The sequence below is a fragment of the Flavisolibacter tropicus genome, from assembly GCF_001644645.1.
GTDB lineage: Bacteria > Bacteroidota > Bacteroidia > Chitinophagales > Chitinophagaceae > Flavisolibacter > Flavisolibacter tropicus.
Map to the genome: position 1 here is coordinate 184,302 of NZ_CP011390.1, position 15,918 is coordinate 200,219.

At 37.1% G+C, this 15,918-nt stretch carries 11 protein-coding genes; 9 read left to right on the top strand and 2 right to left on the bottom strand.

Annotated features, from left to right (window positions below):
- Positions 1-192: 192 nt before the first annotated feature.
- Positions 193-579 carry a cupredoxin domain-containing protein gene (locus SY85_RS24970; RefSeq protein WP_071890928.1) on the bottom strand — a complete coding sequence of 129 codons (387 nt, stop codon included), beginning with the start codon at positions 577-579 and terminating at the stop codon, positions 193-195.
- A gap of 230 nt (positions 580-809) precedes the next feature.
- Here SY85_RS24970 and SY85_RS00700 point away from each other — a divergent pair, with 230 nt between their 5' ends.
- The gene (locus tag SY85_RS00700; RefSeq protein WP_066401314.1) at positions 810-3,380 is read left to right on the top strand and encodes a phosphoenolpyruvate carboxylase; all 2,571 of its coding nucleotides are present in this window, start codon (positions 810-812) and stop codon (positions 3,378-3,380) included.
- Between the two features lie 227 nt (positions 3,381-3,607).
- Here SY85_RS00700 and SY85_RS00705 read toward each other — a convergent pair whose 3' ends face one another.
- Positions 3,608-4,024, bottom strand: a complete 417-nt coding sequence (locus SY85_RS00705) for a hypothetical protein (protein WP_066401315.1) — start codon at positions 4,022-4,024, stop codon at positions 3,608-3,610.
- 695 nt (positions 4,025-4,719) lie between these two features.
- On the opposite strand from SY85_RS00705, the gene SY85_RS00710 reads away from it, so the two are divergent.
- The 8 genes from SY85_RS00710 (at position 4,720) to SY85_RS00745 (ending at position 15,917) form a co-directional block, all read left to right on the top strand.
- Positions 4,720-5,361: a response regulator transcription factor gene (locus SY85_RS00710; protein WP_066401316.1), complete on the top strand. Its 642-nt coding sequence runs from the start codon at positions 4,720-4,722 to the stop codon at positions 5,359-5,361.
- Positions 5,362-5,937: 576 nt separating this feature from the next.
- Positions 5,938-6,468: a UpxY family transcription antiterminator gene (locus tag SY85_RS00715; RefSeq protein ID WP_066401317.1), complete on the top strand. Its 531-nt coding sequence runs from the start codon at positions 5,938-5,940 to the stop codon at positions 6,466-6,468.
- A gap of 152 nt (positions 6,469-6,620) precedes the next feature.
- A complete protein-coding gene (locus SY85_RS00720) occupies positions 6,621-7,886 on the top strand; it encodes a hypothetical protein (RefSeq protein ID WP_066401318.1) in 1,266 nt (421 codons plus the stop codon).
- A gap of 290 nt (positions 7,887-8,176) precedes the next feature.
- A complete protein-coding gene (locus SY85_RS00725; protein WP_226998960.1) occupies positions 8,177-9,481 on the top strand; it encodes a WcaI family glycosyltransferase in 1,305 nt (434 codons plus the stop codon).
- Between the two features lie 155 nt (positions 9,482-9,636).
- On the top strand, positions 9,637-10,476 hold the full coding sequence (locus tag SY85_RS00730; protein ID WP_082886245.1) for a polysaccharide biosynthesis/export family protein: 840 nt from the start codon (positions 9,637-9,639) through the stop codon (positions 10,474-10,476).
- Positions 10,477-10,479: 3 nt separating this feature from the next.
- Positions 10,480-12,870 carry a GumC family protein gene (locus SY85_RS00735; RefSeq protein WP_066401320.1) on the top strand — a complete coding sequence of 797 codons (2,391 nt, stop codon included), beginning with the start codon at positions 10,480-10,482 and terminating at the stop codon, positions 12,868-12,870.
- Positions 12,871-12,995: 125 nt separating this feature from the next.
- Positions 12,996-14,651, top strand: a complete 1,656-nt coding sequence (locus SY85_RS00740) for a hypothetical protein (protein WP_066401321.1) — start codon at positions 12,996-12,998, stop codon at positions 14,649-14,651.
- A gap of 210 nt (positions 14,652-14,861) precedes the next feature.
- A complete protein-coding gene (locus SY85_RS00745; protein WP_066401322.1) occupies positions 14,862-15,917 on the top strand; it encodes a Gfo/Idh/MocA family protein in 1,056 nt (351 codons plus the stop codon).
- Position 15,918 lies beyond the last annotated feature (1 nt).

Consider the following 15,918-nt stretch of genomic DNA (forward strand, 5'->3'; position numbering starts at 1 on the left):
GTTTTTGGGTTCTTAAACGCACTATTTGAACATCCTGATATTGAAAAGGTTTTCATAGGAAGGAAGAGAATGAGGGCATCTGTAATCAGCAAGCAAGAAAAAGTAAATAGGCGTCTAGACCGAAATAGTGGTGTAAGTCGGCTTCTACATTGGGCTAAGTACATTAGATGTTATATCTGTAGGAGGATCGAATTAATAACTAACGACAACATTTGCTTTCATTGTTGGATGGAAGGTACAGTGATAAGGATAAGTACCCGCACCGCTAAACGTATGTTTATAGCTATCGCCTTTTTTTAAACTACCACTGTTGAAACTGTTATCATCAGCTGTTACCGTATGTGCCATGTCATCATCATTAATCCATGTGACCGTTGTACCAGAACTTACGGTTAAAGAGCCGATACTAAATTTCATATTGGAAATGTTAACTGTATTGGCTGCAGCCGGTGGTGGGTTGTTGCCGCCACTACTGCTGCCAGAACCGTAGTCGGAACCGCTACCTTTACTGCAGGCGGCAAGGAATAAAGTGCTCCACATTGCAAACACTATTCCTGCTGGAATCCATCTTAATTTCATATATAGTGTTTTAAAATAGTAATACGTATTACCGCAAAGTCCGGTTGCCCTTTGCTATCCGGAATTATGCAAAAAGCATTGTATTACATGTGTGTTTAAATCCGTTGTTTTGCCTATCTTTTCTCTATTGTTTTTATACACGTCAGCAGTAGCAAAGACTGGGCGAGTGGTTGCAATTTTCACTCAAGCAGAAGTAGTCATTTTTTAAAAGCACAGGTAAATTGAATCATATGGATTACCCTTCCAGTAGAGCTTTGGAAAACTTTAAGCGCCAGGTGGGCCTTAAGTTTCAGCTGTATAATAGCTTGTTTACCGCCTTGCCTTTTCATCGGATAGAGAAAACGGGCGTATTGTTAGCCTTGTTTTTAAATAACTGTGAGGAAGGGTATGAAAATAAACAAAGCCCAACTGAAATTGTTACTGATTTTTTTAATCGCTTTACATCCTACGCCGGTGGAAAGGAGCAGATCGATTTATTATTTCGCTTTGTGCAGTATGTAGAACGCCAGGTAGTATTATTTGATGCTTTAGAAGATGCAGCCTTCAATGAAGTAAACGATCTTGTAGGTGCCGGTACCTTAAAACAATTAATAAGCAAGGTGGTGCAGGTTAATAACCGTCAGACACTGATAGCCCGGTTGAAAAACTTCTCTGTATCATTGGTACTTACGGCACATCCTACCCAGTTTTATCCCGGTTCAGTACTGGGAATCATTAATGACCTGGCTAAAGCGCTTAAAGACAATAAAACGGACCAGGTAAATCTATACTTGCAGCAATTAGGGAAAACACCCCTGTTTAAACATGAAAAGCCTACTCCGTATGATGAAGCCGTTAGCTTGATCTGGTATCTTGAAAACGTTTTTTACAAGGCCATTGGCCGCATTTTAGCGGAGCTGAAGATGGAGATTGCAGGATTAAACCTCTTGGAGAGCCAGGTTGTTAAACTGGGCTTCTGGCCAGGTGGTGACAGAGATGGAAACCCTAATGTAACAGTAGATACCTCATTAAAAGTGGCTGATGCCTTGCGGACCAGCATTATCAAGTGTTATTACCAGGATGTAAGAAGACTGCGGCATCGCCTCACCTTTAAAGGCGTTGAATCCATACTGGCCGATTTAGAATCCAAGTTGTACCATCACTTGTTTATTCCCGGTAGCGACATTACACTTTCCCAACAAGAGATATTGCAGTCATTACAGCAGATTCGTAACATATTGGTTAAGGAACACAATAGCTTATTTCTCTTTTTGTTAGATGATCTGATCAATAAAGTAGAGGTATTTGGGTTGCACTTTGCTTCGCTGGATATACGGCAGGAGAGTTCAGTGCATAATACCGTTCTGGAAGAAATAGCAGCAAAGGAAAACCTGCTGCCACGTGATTATGCAACGTTGAATGAGAAAGAAAAGATCGAATTACTTACATCAATAGAAGGCCGCGCAGATATATCATTGTATGAGGGCCTTACTAAAGATACCTTACAGTCATTTGAAGTAATAAAGGCCATACAGGCCACTAATGGCCCACTAGGCTGTTACCGCTATATCATTAGTCAGTGTACGAGTGCTTTAAATGTGTTGGAGGTGTATGGTTTGTTCTTATGTAATGGCTGGAAAAAAGAAGAACTGTCAGCAGATATCATCCCCTTGTTTGAGACCATTGACGATTTGAAAAGGGCGCCACAGGTAATGCGTGATCTTTATGAGAATCAGGCTTACCGGCAGCACCTACAACGTAGGAAAAACATACAAACTATTATGGTGGGTTTTTCAGACGGTACAAAAGATGGCGGCTACCTGATGGCCAACTGGAGTATCTATAAAGCTAAAAACGAGTTGTCGCTCGTATCTAAAGAATATGGTATTGAGGTCATCTTCTTTGATGGCCGGGGCGGACCTCCAGCCAGAGGGGGTGGTAAAACACATAAATATTATGCTGCTATGGGCCAACAGATCTCCTCCAAAGAGATCCAATTGACCATTCAGGGGCAAACCATTAGCTCCAATTTTGGCAATGTTGATGCTGCTCAGTATAACATAGAGCAGTTGTTGGATGCCGGAGTTACCAATGTCTTGTTCGCAGACAGTAAGATGCAGATGCTTCCGGAGCAAGAAGAAGTAATAATTGAACTGGCCGATATTAGCTACCAGGCATATAATCAACTCAAACAGCACCCGCAGTTTTTTGACTATTTAGCAGAGATCAGTCCACTCAATTATTTCAGTGACACCAATATTAGCAGCCGTCCTTCTAAAAGAGGAAAGACCAGCGGCCTTACCTTAAAAGACCTTCGTGCCATTCCGTTTGTTGGTGCCTGGAGTCAAATCAAGCAAAACGTTCCGGGTTATTTTGGAGTAGGAACAGCGCTTCAAACCTTAGATGATAAAGGGAAATTGGAGGATATAAAGCATTTGTACAAACAATCGCTTTATTTTAAAACGCTTTTGGATAACTGTGAGATGGTGATGAAGAAAAGTTATTTCTCTTTAACGGCTTACCTGGCTGGTAACCCTGTGTACAGCAATATTTATGATATCATTTGGCGCGAGTATGAACTAACAAAAAAATACATCTTGCTGGTTACAGAGCGGCCTGAGTTAATGAGTGATTATCCAGTAGAGCAATTGTCCATACAAATGAGAGAAAAGATCGTGCTGCCGCTAACCACTATTCAGCAGTTTGCGCTTACCAAACTGAGGGAGGATAAAGAAATGCCTGCAGAAGAACGCTCTGTTTTGGAACGCTTAGTGGTGCGCACATCTTTTGGAATCATCAATGCCGGAAGGAATTCGGTATAGATTGTAGCTCAATTGTAATGGGATTTTAGGAAAAGTACTGTGATACGTTATGCACTAAATGGGCGGCTGATTGATAGGGGTGCATTTTAAATTCCCATCCATTCACGGGCCTTACCGATTATTTAAAAGACAAGGTATCGATTTTGGGCTCAGAACAATTGATGATAACTCTGGCTGCCAGGCATGGCATTAATGGCTGGAAAGCGTTTAAAATAGCCAAAAAGAGGCTACTGTACTTTAAACCCAACCTTTGCTTTTTGGGTGTGACCATCGTGGTCAAGGTAAATTGATACTTCTGCCAACAAGTTGGCCGGCAAGTTTAATGCATCAGTTTTCCATTTTTCATTGACGATGACTGTATCGTTATGGTCATGAATATGGATAAAGTATAGACTTTTTGTGGTATCCCTGGTATCGCGAATAGCCAGATCATAACCATGTATACTGGCAGTAGAAATAGCAGTTGCTTTTATGGTTACCGAGTCGCCGTTGTTATAAACTGCATCTGGAACGGGAGAAGAAAATTGTAAGGTTGCTACCGGCAGAGGTTCTGATTCATCAGCATCTGCGCTATCATTTCTGCTACAAGACGAATATATAAGACCAAGCCCTGCAATAAAAGGTAAAGCAACAAAACGGTTCATGTTAAAAACCTCCTTGTATAAGATACGAAAAGGGAGGATAAAAGGTTGTTTCCTTCATGATGATTGGCACGATCATCTAAAACAGAGAGGAATAACTCATTTTCCAAACAGGAGCCTGGGAAAGATCAAACGGAATATTGATGAGCTTACAGATTAGGTAATGAAATTCTAATAAAAAAACAAATGGCTTTGCTTTACAATTTTAAACTTTTACTTAATATATTTATATAACAATCCCGTATAAGTTGAAATCACCAGTCACTACCAAAACTACCCCATAAAGACTGTAAGCCAGTTCCTATTAACTTTTCGACAAATCAATATCGAATTTTTATAAGATCATTCCTTGGCAAAGGATATCAATTAATGATGTTCTTTCTTATATCTTTTAAAAATATCGATAAACCTGCGGCCTTTACTATGAGGCTGTTTTAAATTGTTCTAGACTTTGGTATCAGGAAAACGTTTAGAGTAATTTGTGACAGTTGCCTTAATAGGATCAGTGAATAGCACCTCTAATAAATGCGAAATGTTGCACTTGCCACACTTTATTGTGTCATAATTAAGATGAGCAATAAATTAATTGGTACGCAATAATTGCCGACTTCATTAACATTCATAACAGTAAATAGCGCTGAAACTCAATCCCAAAAGGTTGCGAAAGGCGTTTATTAACGATAAATCAATTTGGTGCTATGAAAAAAGTGGTAGCAATAGTAGATGAAGATTGTTTCTTTCAACATATGATTAGTAACGTTTTAAAAGCCAGTAATGAATTTGAATTAGGTAAAGTATATACAACAGCGGAAGAGGCTATGGAGCTAGTGGAAAGCCCTGCGGATATTGTATTTGTTGAAATTGCATTACCCGGGATAAGTGGTATAGAGCTAATTAAAGTATTGCATCAAAATAGTGCTATCCAGTGTATCATTTATAGTAAGAATAAGGAGGACGTTCATATTCTGTCAGCGCTAGAAAGTGGAGCTTCAGGGTATATTTTAAAAGAAGCCAGGGAGCAGGAGATAAACGGTGCTCTAAATGAATTAAAAAATGGTGGAGCTCCTATGAGTCCGTATATTTCTAAACGTGTTATTTCATTTTTTCAGCAGACCGAAAATAAGGTCCAGTCAACTATATTGAGTGAAAGAGAAATGCAAGTGCTTCAGTTATTAGCAAAGGGGCTGCCGTATAAGCAGATAGCTGAAAGTCTTTATATTAGTTCAGAGACGGTGAAAAGGCATTTGCATAATATTTACCATAAGTTAGGGGTACAGAATAAAATTGAGGCAATTAATAAGCTTAATCTGTTACAGGATAGAAATATAAGTAAGCACTGAAATCTGTATTTAAAACGTTAGTTGACTATATAATCTGCACCTATTCATTGGCTATAAGGTTTATGCGAAAAAAAAAGTCTAAATGCCCTATTCGGGTGATTGACTTGCGCAAAGCTGAAAGGTAATTTTGAAATAACAGGTCAGTCCCCTTTGAAGTTTTACCTACTCGGATCTTACTCCTGATGAAACTTTTACTTTACTTATTTTTTTCACTAGTTGCTATATGTAAATTATATAGATACTAGTAGCAAGAAAACGGTGTGAAGCAATGTCTGGAAAGGCGGCAATCACTTGCTGGCAACTTTCCAATTCAACGTTTTTCATTGTAAATGGAAGTGTATTTAAGACAAATTGAACTGCAAACAACTAGACTTTGGAGAACTACTTATTTCAAATTAACTAGTATAGATCATTGTTTAAAGTGAATTAGCTAAAACCTGATTTACTTAAAAAAGAGTCGGTTATCGTCTTTCCAATATGTGATGCTAGTATTGGAAGGGAGATAGTGGGATTGAAATTTCTTGTGCTTATTATTTCGAAGAGACAGCAATTTTAACAACTAACTGTTATTATCAAATGAATAATACGACAAGCCCTAAGAAATGGTATGCAATTTATACAAAGCCAAAATGGGAAAAAAGAGTAGATCAACTACTTAAAAATAAAGATATCGAAAGCTATTGCCCCCTTAATAAAGTATGCCGGCAATGGTCTGATAGAAAAAAGATTGTGCAGGAACCTTTATTCATCTCCTATGTTTTTGTACAGCTTACGGAAGCTATGATCCACTCAATTAAAGAAGTTGATGGTGTAATTAATTTGGTTTACTGGCTTGGTAAACCTGCTGTGATTAGGGATGAGGAGATACAGGCTATCAAAGAGTTTTTAGATACTTATGAAAATGTTCAACTTGAAAAAGCGAAGATTAGTATAAATGATACGGTCAAAATAATAAGTGGCGCTTTTATGGATATGGAAGGGAGGGTGGTTCAGGTAATGAACAATACAATTAAAGTTATTTTACCATCATTAGGGTTTGCAATGGTAGCGCCAGTTACAAAAGTAAATGTAATAAAAGCAAAAACTGGTGTCTCGAAAATTGCATAAAGCAAATTGTTATTAAGATTCAACGATTAGGAGTACAAGTTTAATCCTTTTTGATCTTGAAGTTTTCTATTGCTAACCAGTTGTTTTCTCAATAACCTACACCGCTAGGTTCATTACAAAGGTATTCGATACTATTCTTTATAAAAACTGACGTGGAAACACAGCATATCCATTTATTGAATCAAGAAGTAGAAAAGAAACTTGGAAGAAAAATTTTATCTTCTTCTGATTGTTATGATCTTTCTGCAGAAATTGAGCTTAAGCTAAAAGTTAGAGTCAGTTTCAATACATTAAGACGATTCTTTGGGCTGATAAAGTCTGATCACAAGCCCTCGATTTTTACATTGAATGCACTTTCCTGTTTTTGCGGCTATTCATCATTTGATGATTTCGAGAACGCTAAAAATGAACCTCATTCAAATACTGAAGTTATAGAAGGAAGTGGGTTGTTAAATTACCTAGTGTTGTTATTTAAAAACACAGAAGTAAGTAGCATCCATGACGCAACCTATTTTAGCCTGGTGCAACATACAATTGACTATATTTCACATTACCCTTATTTAATTGAACGGTTTCAGAAGGAGATAGCCTCTACAAAAAACGGACAAAACTATTATTATGAAATTTTTGTTCATTTCGATAAGTTGAATTCATTTTATGGAGATGGCCTTCAGTTTTATCTGCAAAAGAAGAAGGATGTTGAGGCTCAAATTTTTGCTAATTCCTTATTGTGTTTCACAGGATGGCTAACAGAGTCTAAGGATGAAGTACAAAAGTATCATTCTATTATAATGGATTATACAATCTGTAGATCCATGAAACCTTCAGTTTGCGCGCGGTATTATGCTGCTCAGCTATTTTATGGTAATGCCATGGGTGTAAGCAATGATGAAGTTGTAGCTGAGGGGATGCAATATTATACTAGTCTTATACCTCAGAAGGATCATTATAACTCCTTTTATTGTTTTGAAATAATCTGGACGGAAGCTTTGATTTTAACAGGCTATTATGAAGAGGCTCTGTTTTATCTCGACGAGCTTTCCATAAATCTAAATAAGTTCTTCCCGTCGAGCATTGATTTGCCATTAATGGAAGCCATCTTGCTTTTTAAGGCGATTATTTATTACCTGGAAGGTAAAAAGCAACGAGCGTTAGAGTTATTAGGTTATATATTACCGCAAAAGTTTTGCTTTTTATCCAGGCAGTATCAAACGCTTTTGTATTTACTGCTAAAAGGTACATTGCGAAATACTAATTCCGAAAATGAACAGGTGAGCCATCTTGTTAGAGAGACAGGGTTCACAAAATTATTATTACTCTGGCAAAATGAGTACGTTAAGGGGGATATTCAAGACCGTGAGAAGTTTATTTATACTGTGAGCAAAAATGGGCAAAAAAATACTGTTTCAAGTATCTAATTTAGAAATACCAAAAAGCAATATAACTGTTACAACTAAATGTATAATTGGCTCGATATGTTATCACTTTAATTAATTTTTATAACGTAATAACATAGCCACCTGGAATTACACCCGTCTCAAAATCTGAAAGAAATACAACATGGTAAGGGTGTCTTATAGTGTTGTCATAGTCAATCTAAAAGTAGAAATCTAAAAGCTACACGATAAAGTTATGTAGTAAACTACGGTACTGTAACTGGGGGCAGCGAAGCTATGAATTCTTATGTAATTGTTATTTCCGTTTCTCCATGGATTTGATCAATTGTATTACAAAACTGAATTCATTTGCTATGGAACTACTTTCATCATCAAAGAAAAGAATTCTGTTTATTGGCGGAAACTATTACCCAGAGCCCACAGGAATTGGAAAGTACAATGGGGAAATGATAGACCAACTTGCCAACTTCGGCTATCAATGTACCGTAATTACTTCTTTCCCTTATTATCCATATTGGCAGGTGCAAAAGCCCTACGCCAAGTATTCCTACTGGTTTAAACATGAAAAAAAGAGTGTGCATCCATCTGATGATAACTGTATTGATATTTATAGATGTCCACAATATGTACCTACACGTCCTACTGGATTAAGGCGTATGTTGTTGGACTTTAGCTTTTGCTGTACTTCACTTGTGACAATATTTAAATTGATCTTTTCTAAAAAGTTTGATTACGTTTTTACTGTAGTACCTGGATTTCCAGCTGGCATCCTAGGTGTTTTTTATAAAAGGATCAAGGGCGGGAAGTTTATATATCATATCCAGGATTTGCAAATAGATGCTGCCAATGATTTAAATATTATTAAGTCCAAATTTATTGTCAGGGTGTTACTTAAAATGGAGAAATACCTATTGAAAAATGCGGATATTGTTAGTAGCATTTCTCAGGGTATGATCAAAAAGATAAAAAACAAATACAATCGTGAAGTAATACTTTTCCCCAATTGGGTTGACACAAATGATTTCTATCCAATCACTGATGCTGAAAACCAAAAAAAGGCTTTTGGCTTTAAGGTTACCGATAAGGTAATCCTATATTCCGGGGCTATAGGAGAAAAGCAAGGATTAGAAATTATAATAGAGATAGCGCCCTATTTTAAGGGTAATACAGACTTGAAATTTGTTATTTGCGGATCTGGACCATATAAAGATAAATTGCAGCAAGCTGCTTTGTCTAAAGGTTGTGATAATATAATCTTTTTGCCCATTCAGCCAGTTGATAAATTAAACCTGTTTTTAAATATGGCGGATGCGCATTTGGTTTTACAAAAGCAAAATGCTGCTGATTTAGTGATGCCATCTAAGCTTACTACTATTTTTTCAGTTGGGGGAGTGGCTATAGTAAGTGCAAGTACAGGTTCAACCTTACATGATATTTTGGTGGCACATAAACTAGGCTTTCCGATTGAACCAGATTGCAAGGAGTCTTTGTTAAAAGCGGTTACTAGTTTTTTGCAATCAGATGTGGAAGTATTCAAGGTAAATGCACGTGAATATGCTGAAACGCATCTTTCTGTAGATAAGATTATCCCTAATTATTTGAGGCATTTGCAATAGGAGATACAAAATAAATTCTTCTCTTATTTTATCTTTTGATTTAAAGGAGCGCGGCCTTCTTCTGCCACTGAACTACTCCTTTTAAGATTTACCAGTTTTTATTTATTTGTTTTTTCAGCCACTTGATTTAATTCATTAAACTCAGCTCAAAGGAAATGAAAAGTAGACATTGTTTAAGCGTACCTATTAATATGCTTACGCTTGTAGTCTGTGTAGTGTTATTTTCTTCCTGCATTTTCACAAAGGATCTTAATAAGAATTACACTTATTTTCAAAAGGGCTTAGATAGTGTAGGGTTAAGAGAATTGGATAGTATTGGTTTGAATATTAAAGAAACTACTATACAGTCAAATGACCTGTTAAGTATTCTAGTATATAGTCAAACAATTAATCAAGAACAAACGGCAGTATTCAATATAGCTAATTCCAGTTCTTCGGGTAGTACACAAGGATTGTCTGGTGGAGCGCAAGGTTACAAGGTAAGCTTGATAGGAACTATCGATATGCCAATATTGGGTACTATAAAAGTGGCAGGACTAACTCAAAGTGATCTGCAAAAGATATTGGTAGAAAAACTTACACCTTATGTTAAGAATCCATCTGTGATCATTAAGCTAATGCAGTTTAATGTAAATGTATTGGGAGAGGTGAAATCTCCAGGCATTCATAGTTTTCAATCGGAAAAGGTAACTATTCTTGATGCTATAAGTTCTGCCGAGGATTTAACTGACTATGGCAGAAGGGAAGATATATTGGTAATTAGAGAAGAGGATGGAAAGAGAGCCTTTTATAAAATTGATTTAAGAACTGCCGATCTATTTAAATCTCCTGTTTATCAACTACGACCTAATGATGTGATATACGTATCACCAAATAAAAATAAGTTAAGCATGTTGAACGTGAATCCTGAGGCTCAACGAAAAACGGGGTTGCTTTTTGCTGTAACATCCACTTTGATAGGGTTAATTTCATTGGTTGTGAATTTAAGTCGATAGAATATGTCAACTATTAACGGATTAGTAGAAGAGAGTGGGAAGGGAAAGGATATAAAGGAGATCTTAACTAAATATTTAGCCTTTTACCCACTTTTTATTATTTCATTAGCTATATGTTTGGGAGTTGGCTATTATTACATAAGGATTACGCCACCATTGTATAAGGCTACAGCTACCATACTTGTTAAAGGTAATTCCAGTGAAGGTGCATCTTCAAATGCAGATCTAATTGAAAGTGCATTAAGCGGCAAGCCTCAGATTAATTTAAGTAATGAGATATTGCAACTTACTTCCGATAACTTAATGCAAAGGGTGGTTGCCAAATATGGCTTTAATATTTCTTACTTTATAAAAGGTAGGGTTTTGACCAGTGATATTTATCATTCTTCTCCTTTTAGATTGGTTGTTAAAAGTATAAAAGACAGTTTAACACCAATGCAAATCACAATCAATGAGCTTAGTGCAGATGGTGGTAAAATTACTTATGGCTCAGAAAAGGATGTGCATTCTTTCATCTTTGCCTGGAATAAGGCATTCAACTATAGTGGAAGTACTTTAATACTTGTGCCACAAGCGATTGGCTTCAATAATAATAATAATATAAAATATATTGTTCAGTGGAAGCCAGTTGCACAAGCAGCAGATGAATTGTTGTCAACCTTTAATGCTAGCCCTTTAGACGCCAAAACAAATGCTATTCAATTAAGCATAATATCAGAAAACATTGGCCGCTGCAAGGAAGTTTTGGATGCCATTTGTAATGAATTCAAAATGGTAGATATGGAAGAACGAAATCTGTTATCAGAAAACACTGTAGCCTTTATTGATGAACGATTGAATGTTATATCAAATGAATTAAAAGGGGTTGAAGGAAATTTAGAACGTTACCAAGGGTCGCAGAGTATAATTGATATAAAAAGCCAATCGACACTTTCTTTTGATAATTCCAATTCTATATCCAATAGTATTAAAGAGCTTAATATTCAACAAGGAATTGTAACAATGATTATGGCATATTTTAATAATACTGCCAACAATTCAGGTAAATTAGTTCCTTCCTCACTTGGTTTGAATGATCCCACTCTGGCTTCATTAATAGCGCAGTATAATGAATTGCAGTTAAAGCTGGATCGTGAATCAGTATTAGTAGGTCCAAATAATCCTACCATACTTGATATGAATAACCAGCTAGTTAATCTAAAGAAGAGTATTATCGAAAGCCTTGGTAGTATTTCAAATAGTCTTAAGTTGCAAGAAAGGCAGTTACAAGAACATAATACGCAGTATCGTCAATTTCTATCTTCATTGCCACATAATGAGCGTGTTATGCAGGGCATAAAGCGTAAGCAGTCGATTACAGAAGGACTATATTTATATCTTTTGCAAAAGCGTGAGGAGTCTGCTATCTCAAGTACATCAACTATTATTGCACATTATAAGCAAATTAATAAAGCGAAAGGTTTTGGACCGATAAAGCCTAATAAGTCGACAATCTATATTTCTTTTGTTATGTTGGGATTACTCATCCCTATTGGTATTGTTTATTTACGTGACCTGTTAAATGATAAAGTATCCAGCCAGGATGATGTTACCAGAAGATTGCCGATTCCCTTTTTAGGCAATATTAGCCATGTATCTGGAAAAGTAAATCTACTTACATCCTATAAGCGTCGTGATCTATTAGGAGAAGAATTTAGGATGATACGTACTAATCTCGCCTTCCTGTATAAACAAATCGATAAAAAGGTAATACTGGTTACGTCCACTTTGGGTAATGAAGGGAAGTCTTTTATAAGTATAAATATTGCTTCTGTGCTAGCGATGCCCGGAAAGAAAGTGGCATTGCTGGAGTTTGATTTTAGAAGACCTACTATAAGTAAAAGTTTAAATATTGCCAGCAAAAAAGGAATTACCGATTATTTGTTTGGGGGCATTCATAATTTTTCAGAACTATATCAAGCTTCTCATAAGGAGATACCCTCATTACATATTTATTCTTCCGGGCCTGTACCTGCAGATCCTGGGGATGTTTTACTTAGCGAAAATCTTAATAAACTGTTTACAGAACTAAAAAAGCGTTATGATTATGTGATCATTGATTCTGCACCATCTGGCTTAGTGAGTGATGCATTTCTTTTGGGTGAGTATAGCGATGTTGTCCTTTACGTTATTAGGCAAAGGTTTACATCAAAAAAGCAGCTTGACTTTATATATGACTTATATTATACAAAGAAACTTATCAATGTAGGACTTATTTTAAATGATGTAAAGGTGGGTGGTAAATATGGGTATTACAATAGCAACTTTGCAAATAAAAAGGGATATAATAATGCTACCCCAAATGGTAAAAAAGTTTTTTACTGGGGTTGGAGAAAAAATACAATAGAAAATTGATCAATTGTTGAGGTGCAGTTTAACAATACTTTTCTACATGTGCCTTCTTAAATCGACTTGCATTTTGCAATAGGTGAAATCTGACCTTAGCAACGCATTGCTGCTTAGTTTGTAAACGTTCGACTGTGGTTACACTTCAGAAATTAAATAATTCAGTCTATAGAAAATTCTGGGGCAAATGGGCTCTTGTTCTCTTTATTGCCTTTTTTATCCAGGTGTTTACTGTTGATGTTTTACCCCACATGCAGCAGGACGAGGCGCAAATAACAGACTATGGGCGACTTGCTCTGCACCCCGAAAGCAATTGGTCAGTTACCTGGTTGACTGGGGAAGAAAAACCATTGTTCCTGTGGTCTTATCTTGGTCCAGTTATAGATGAAGTCAGTTACCAACTAGGTGGACCAAATGGTCTTGGTCCGAGGATCGCATCTTTACTTGGAGGCTTATTAGCGGCAACCATGGCGCTGGGCTGGTTGCGCTCCCGTAAAGTTCCTTTACCTGCAGCCTTTGGCCTTAGTCTGGCATTGCTCCTAGATCCACTATTTGTCTTATCTCAGCGTATGGCAAGAGTTGATTGTTGGGTAGTAGCAGTTTGCCTAGCCTCCTGTTGGCTGCTCCGTGATGCGGCAGGTATCAGAGGTCGATTTATTAAAATAAGAATCATTGTTGCCGGGATTTTGGCTGGTACAGCCTTACTTATATGGCCTTCAGCAGTGTTTCTTTATCCTTTGATTGCCCTGGAGTTTTCTCACTTCGTACGTGGAGAGATACACACAGGACGTAGCTGGAAGAGTGTTGTCGTTGTATCCTTATGGTTTTTTGCAAGTGCGTTGGTAGCCGTGATTTTACTTCTTATCCCCATAAGAGAACACTTGTATGTGATCATAGGTGATATGACAAATATGATTTCTTTAAATACGAAGTCATCCCAATCGCAGACTTCTCAACTTGAACATATTTTTCAGTTACAGTCTTGGGCCAAGATAGGGAAGGCATTAATAAAAACATTTACTCCTTTCTTGCCAATTTTAGCTTTGATAGGAGCATTTTATCGGCGCGAAAAAGGGTTGCTGTTTGTAAGTTTAGCAACCCTAGGCCTGATGATGGCTACATTGGTCTATGAATTTCGTGTCTTATATCTATTTCCTTATTTTATCGCTTTCGCAGGGGGGATTTATTTTAAATTTAGCCTTAACCCTCCTTCTAGAGTTTTCAGGCAAATTAGTTCTATTGCATTAATTGCGGTAATCGCTTGGTCTGTAATTATATCCTTAGTGGTGCGTTCCGTACTAGCATACGAGAGTAAAACAAGCATGGGTCGGAGTAAAATACAGCATGCTGCTGCTTCAACTATCGGACCTGGAAAACACAAAGTATTTATGGCATTTACTTATGAGTTCTATTATGCCGGGCGCTCATTGGGTTGGGAGTTATATACACCCTATATAAACTTTTCGTATGACGGTTTAGGAAATTGGATTCGAAACAATGATTATGAGCCGAAAGATAAATTTGTTAAGCTGCTTTCAGGAATGGACTATGCTATCTTTCCAAAATCGGCTATTACACAAGAGCTTTCCACTGAGTTGGCAAAATCAGGTTTAAACTATTGCAGTATAATTTTGTTAGTAGGAAAGGATCACGAAAACGACAATAAGACAATTGATAGCCGAACTAAAAATATTCTGTTTTGGTTTTTGAAAGGGAAAGAATATTATGGTGATTATTTTCTTTATAGCAGGGCTGGGAAGTTTTGCAATGGACAGTTGGTAAAGCTATGATTCTGCTTTATACCCTCTAAATCAAATAGAAAAAGATTTGCTCCTTATTAAATATCATATCCGCAGGCATTAGCTTAAGTAAAATGTGTTAGTCTAATTTGAAACAAACAGTTTTAAAAGCAATTTCTTAGTACGCCTACTTTTCAAATGTTTTGCTGATCCCTTTGCCGCAACAATAAATAGCACAGACATCACCATAATTTATATTATATGATAAACATTGGCATCATAGGCTACGGCTATTGGGGCCCAAACCTTGTAAGAAACTTTTTCGCAGCTAAAGACTGTTGTGTTAGGTGTGTAGCTGACGCCCGATCAGACCGGTTGGAACAATTAGGAAAAGTTTTTCCAGGTATAACTGGCTTGCAGGATGCTGATGGTATCATTCGAGATCCCGAAATAGATGCAGTGGTTATTGCAACACCTGTTTTTACACATTTTTCATTGGCTAAAGAAGCAATCCTCCAAGGGAAGCACGTACTGATTGAAAAGCCAATGACCTCTTCCTTGATCGAGGCGGAAATCTTGTTGAATCTGGCCGAGCAAAAGAACGTCCTGCTCATGGTCGATCATACCTTTTTATATACCGGTGCCGTCGAAAAGATGAAACAGTTGGTAGAGAGCCGGGAACTGGGAAATATAAAGTATCTGGACTCAACTCGAATTAACCTTGGCCTCTTTCAATCAGATGTAAATGTGCTTTGGGACTTAGCCCCACATGATATCTCCATATTGAACTACATCATAAATGAGCGCCCATACAGTGTCAATGCCACTGGGGTTACACATACACATAATGCCATTGAAAACATTGCCTACTTGACTGTAAACTACAGCTCCGGATTTATTGCTCACTTCAACTGCTCTTGGACCAGCCCGGTTAAGGTAAGAATGATGCTAATAGGTGGTGACCAGAAAATGATTTTGTACAATGACCTGGAACCAACTGAGAAAGTTAAGATTTACGATACCGGATATCATCACAAAACCGATGAAGAAAAGAAGCGGATACTGGTAGATTATCGTACCGGTGACATTCATGTGCCTAAGCTAAATACTTCTGAGGCATTGCTGGGTATGGCAAATGATTTTATAAGCTCAATTACAGAAAGTAAGGATCCAAGATCATCGGCCCAGTTAGGCCTAAATGTAGTACAGATACTAGAGGCATCTAGTAAATCTATTAAGCAAAATGGACGAGAGGTAAAACTAGAATCAGTTAACGCGCACATTCAACATATTGATCAAACCGTATTAAGTTTTTAAA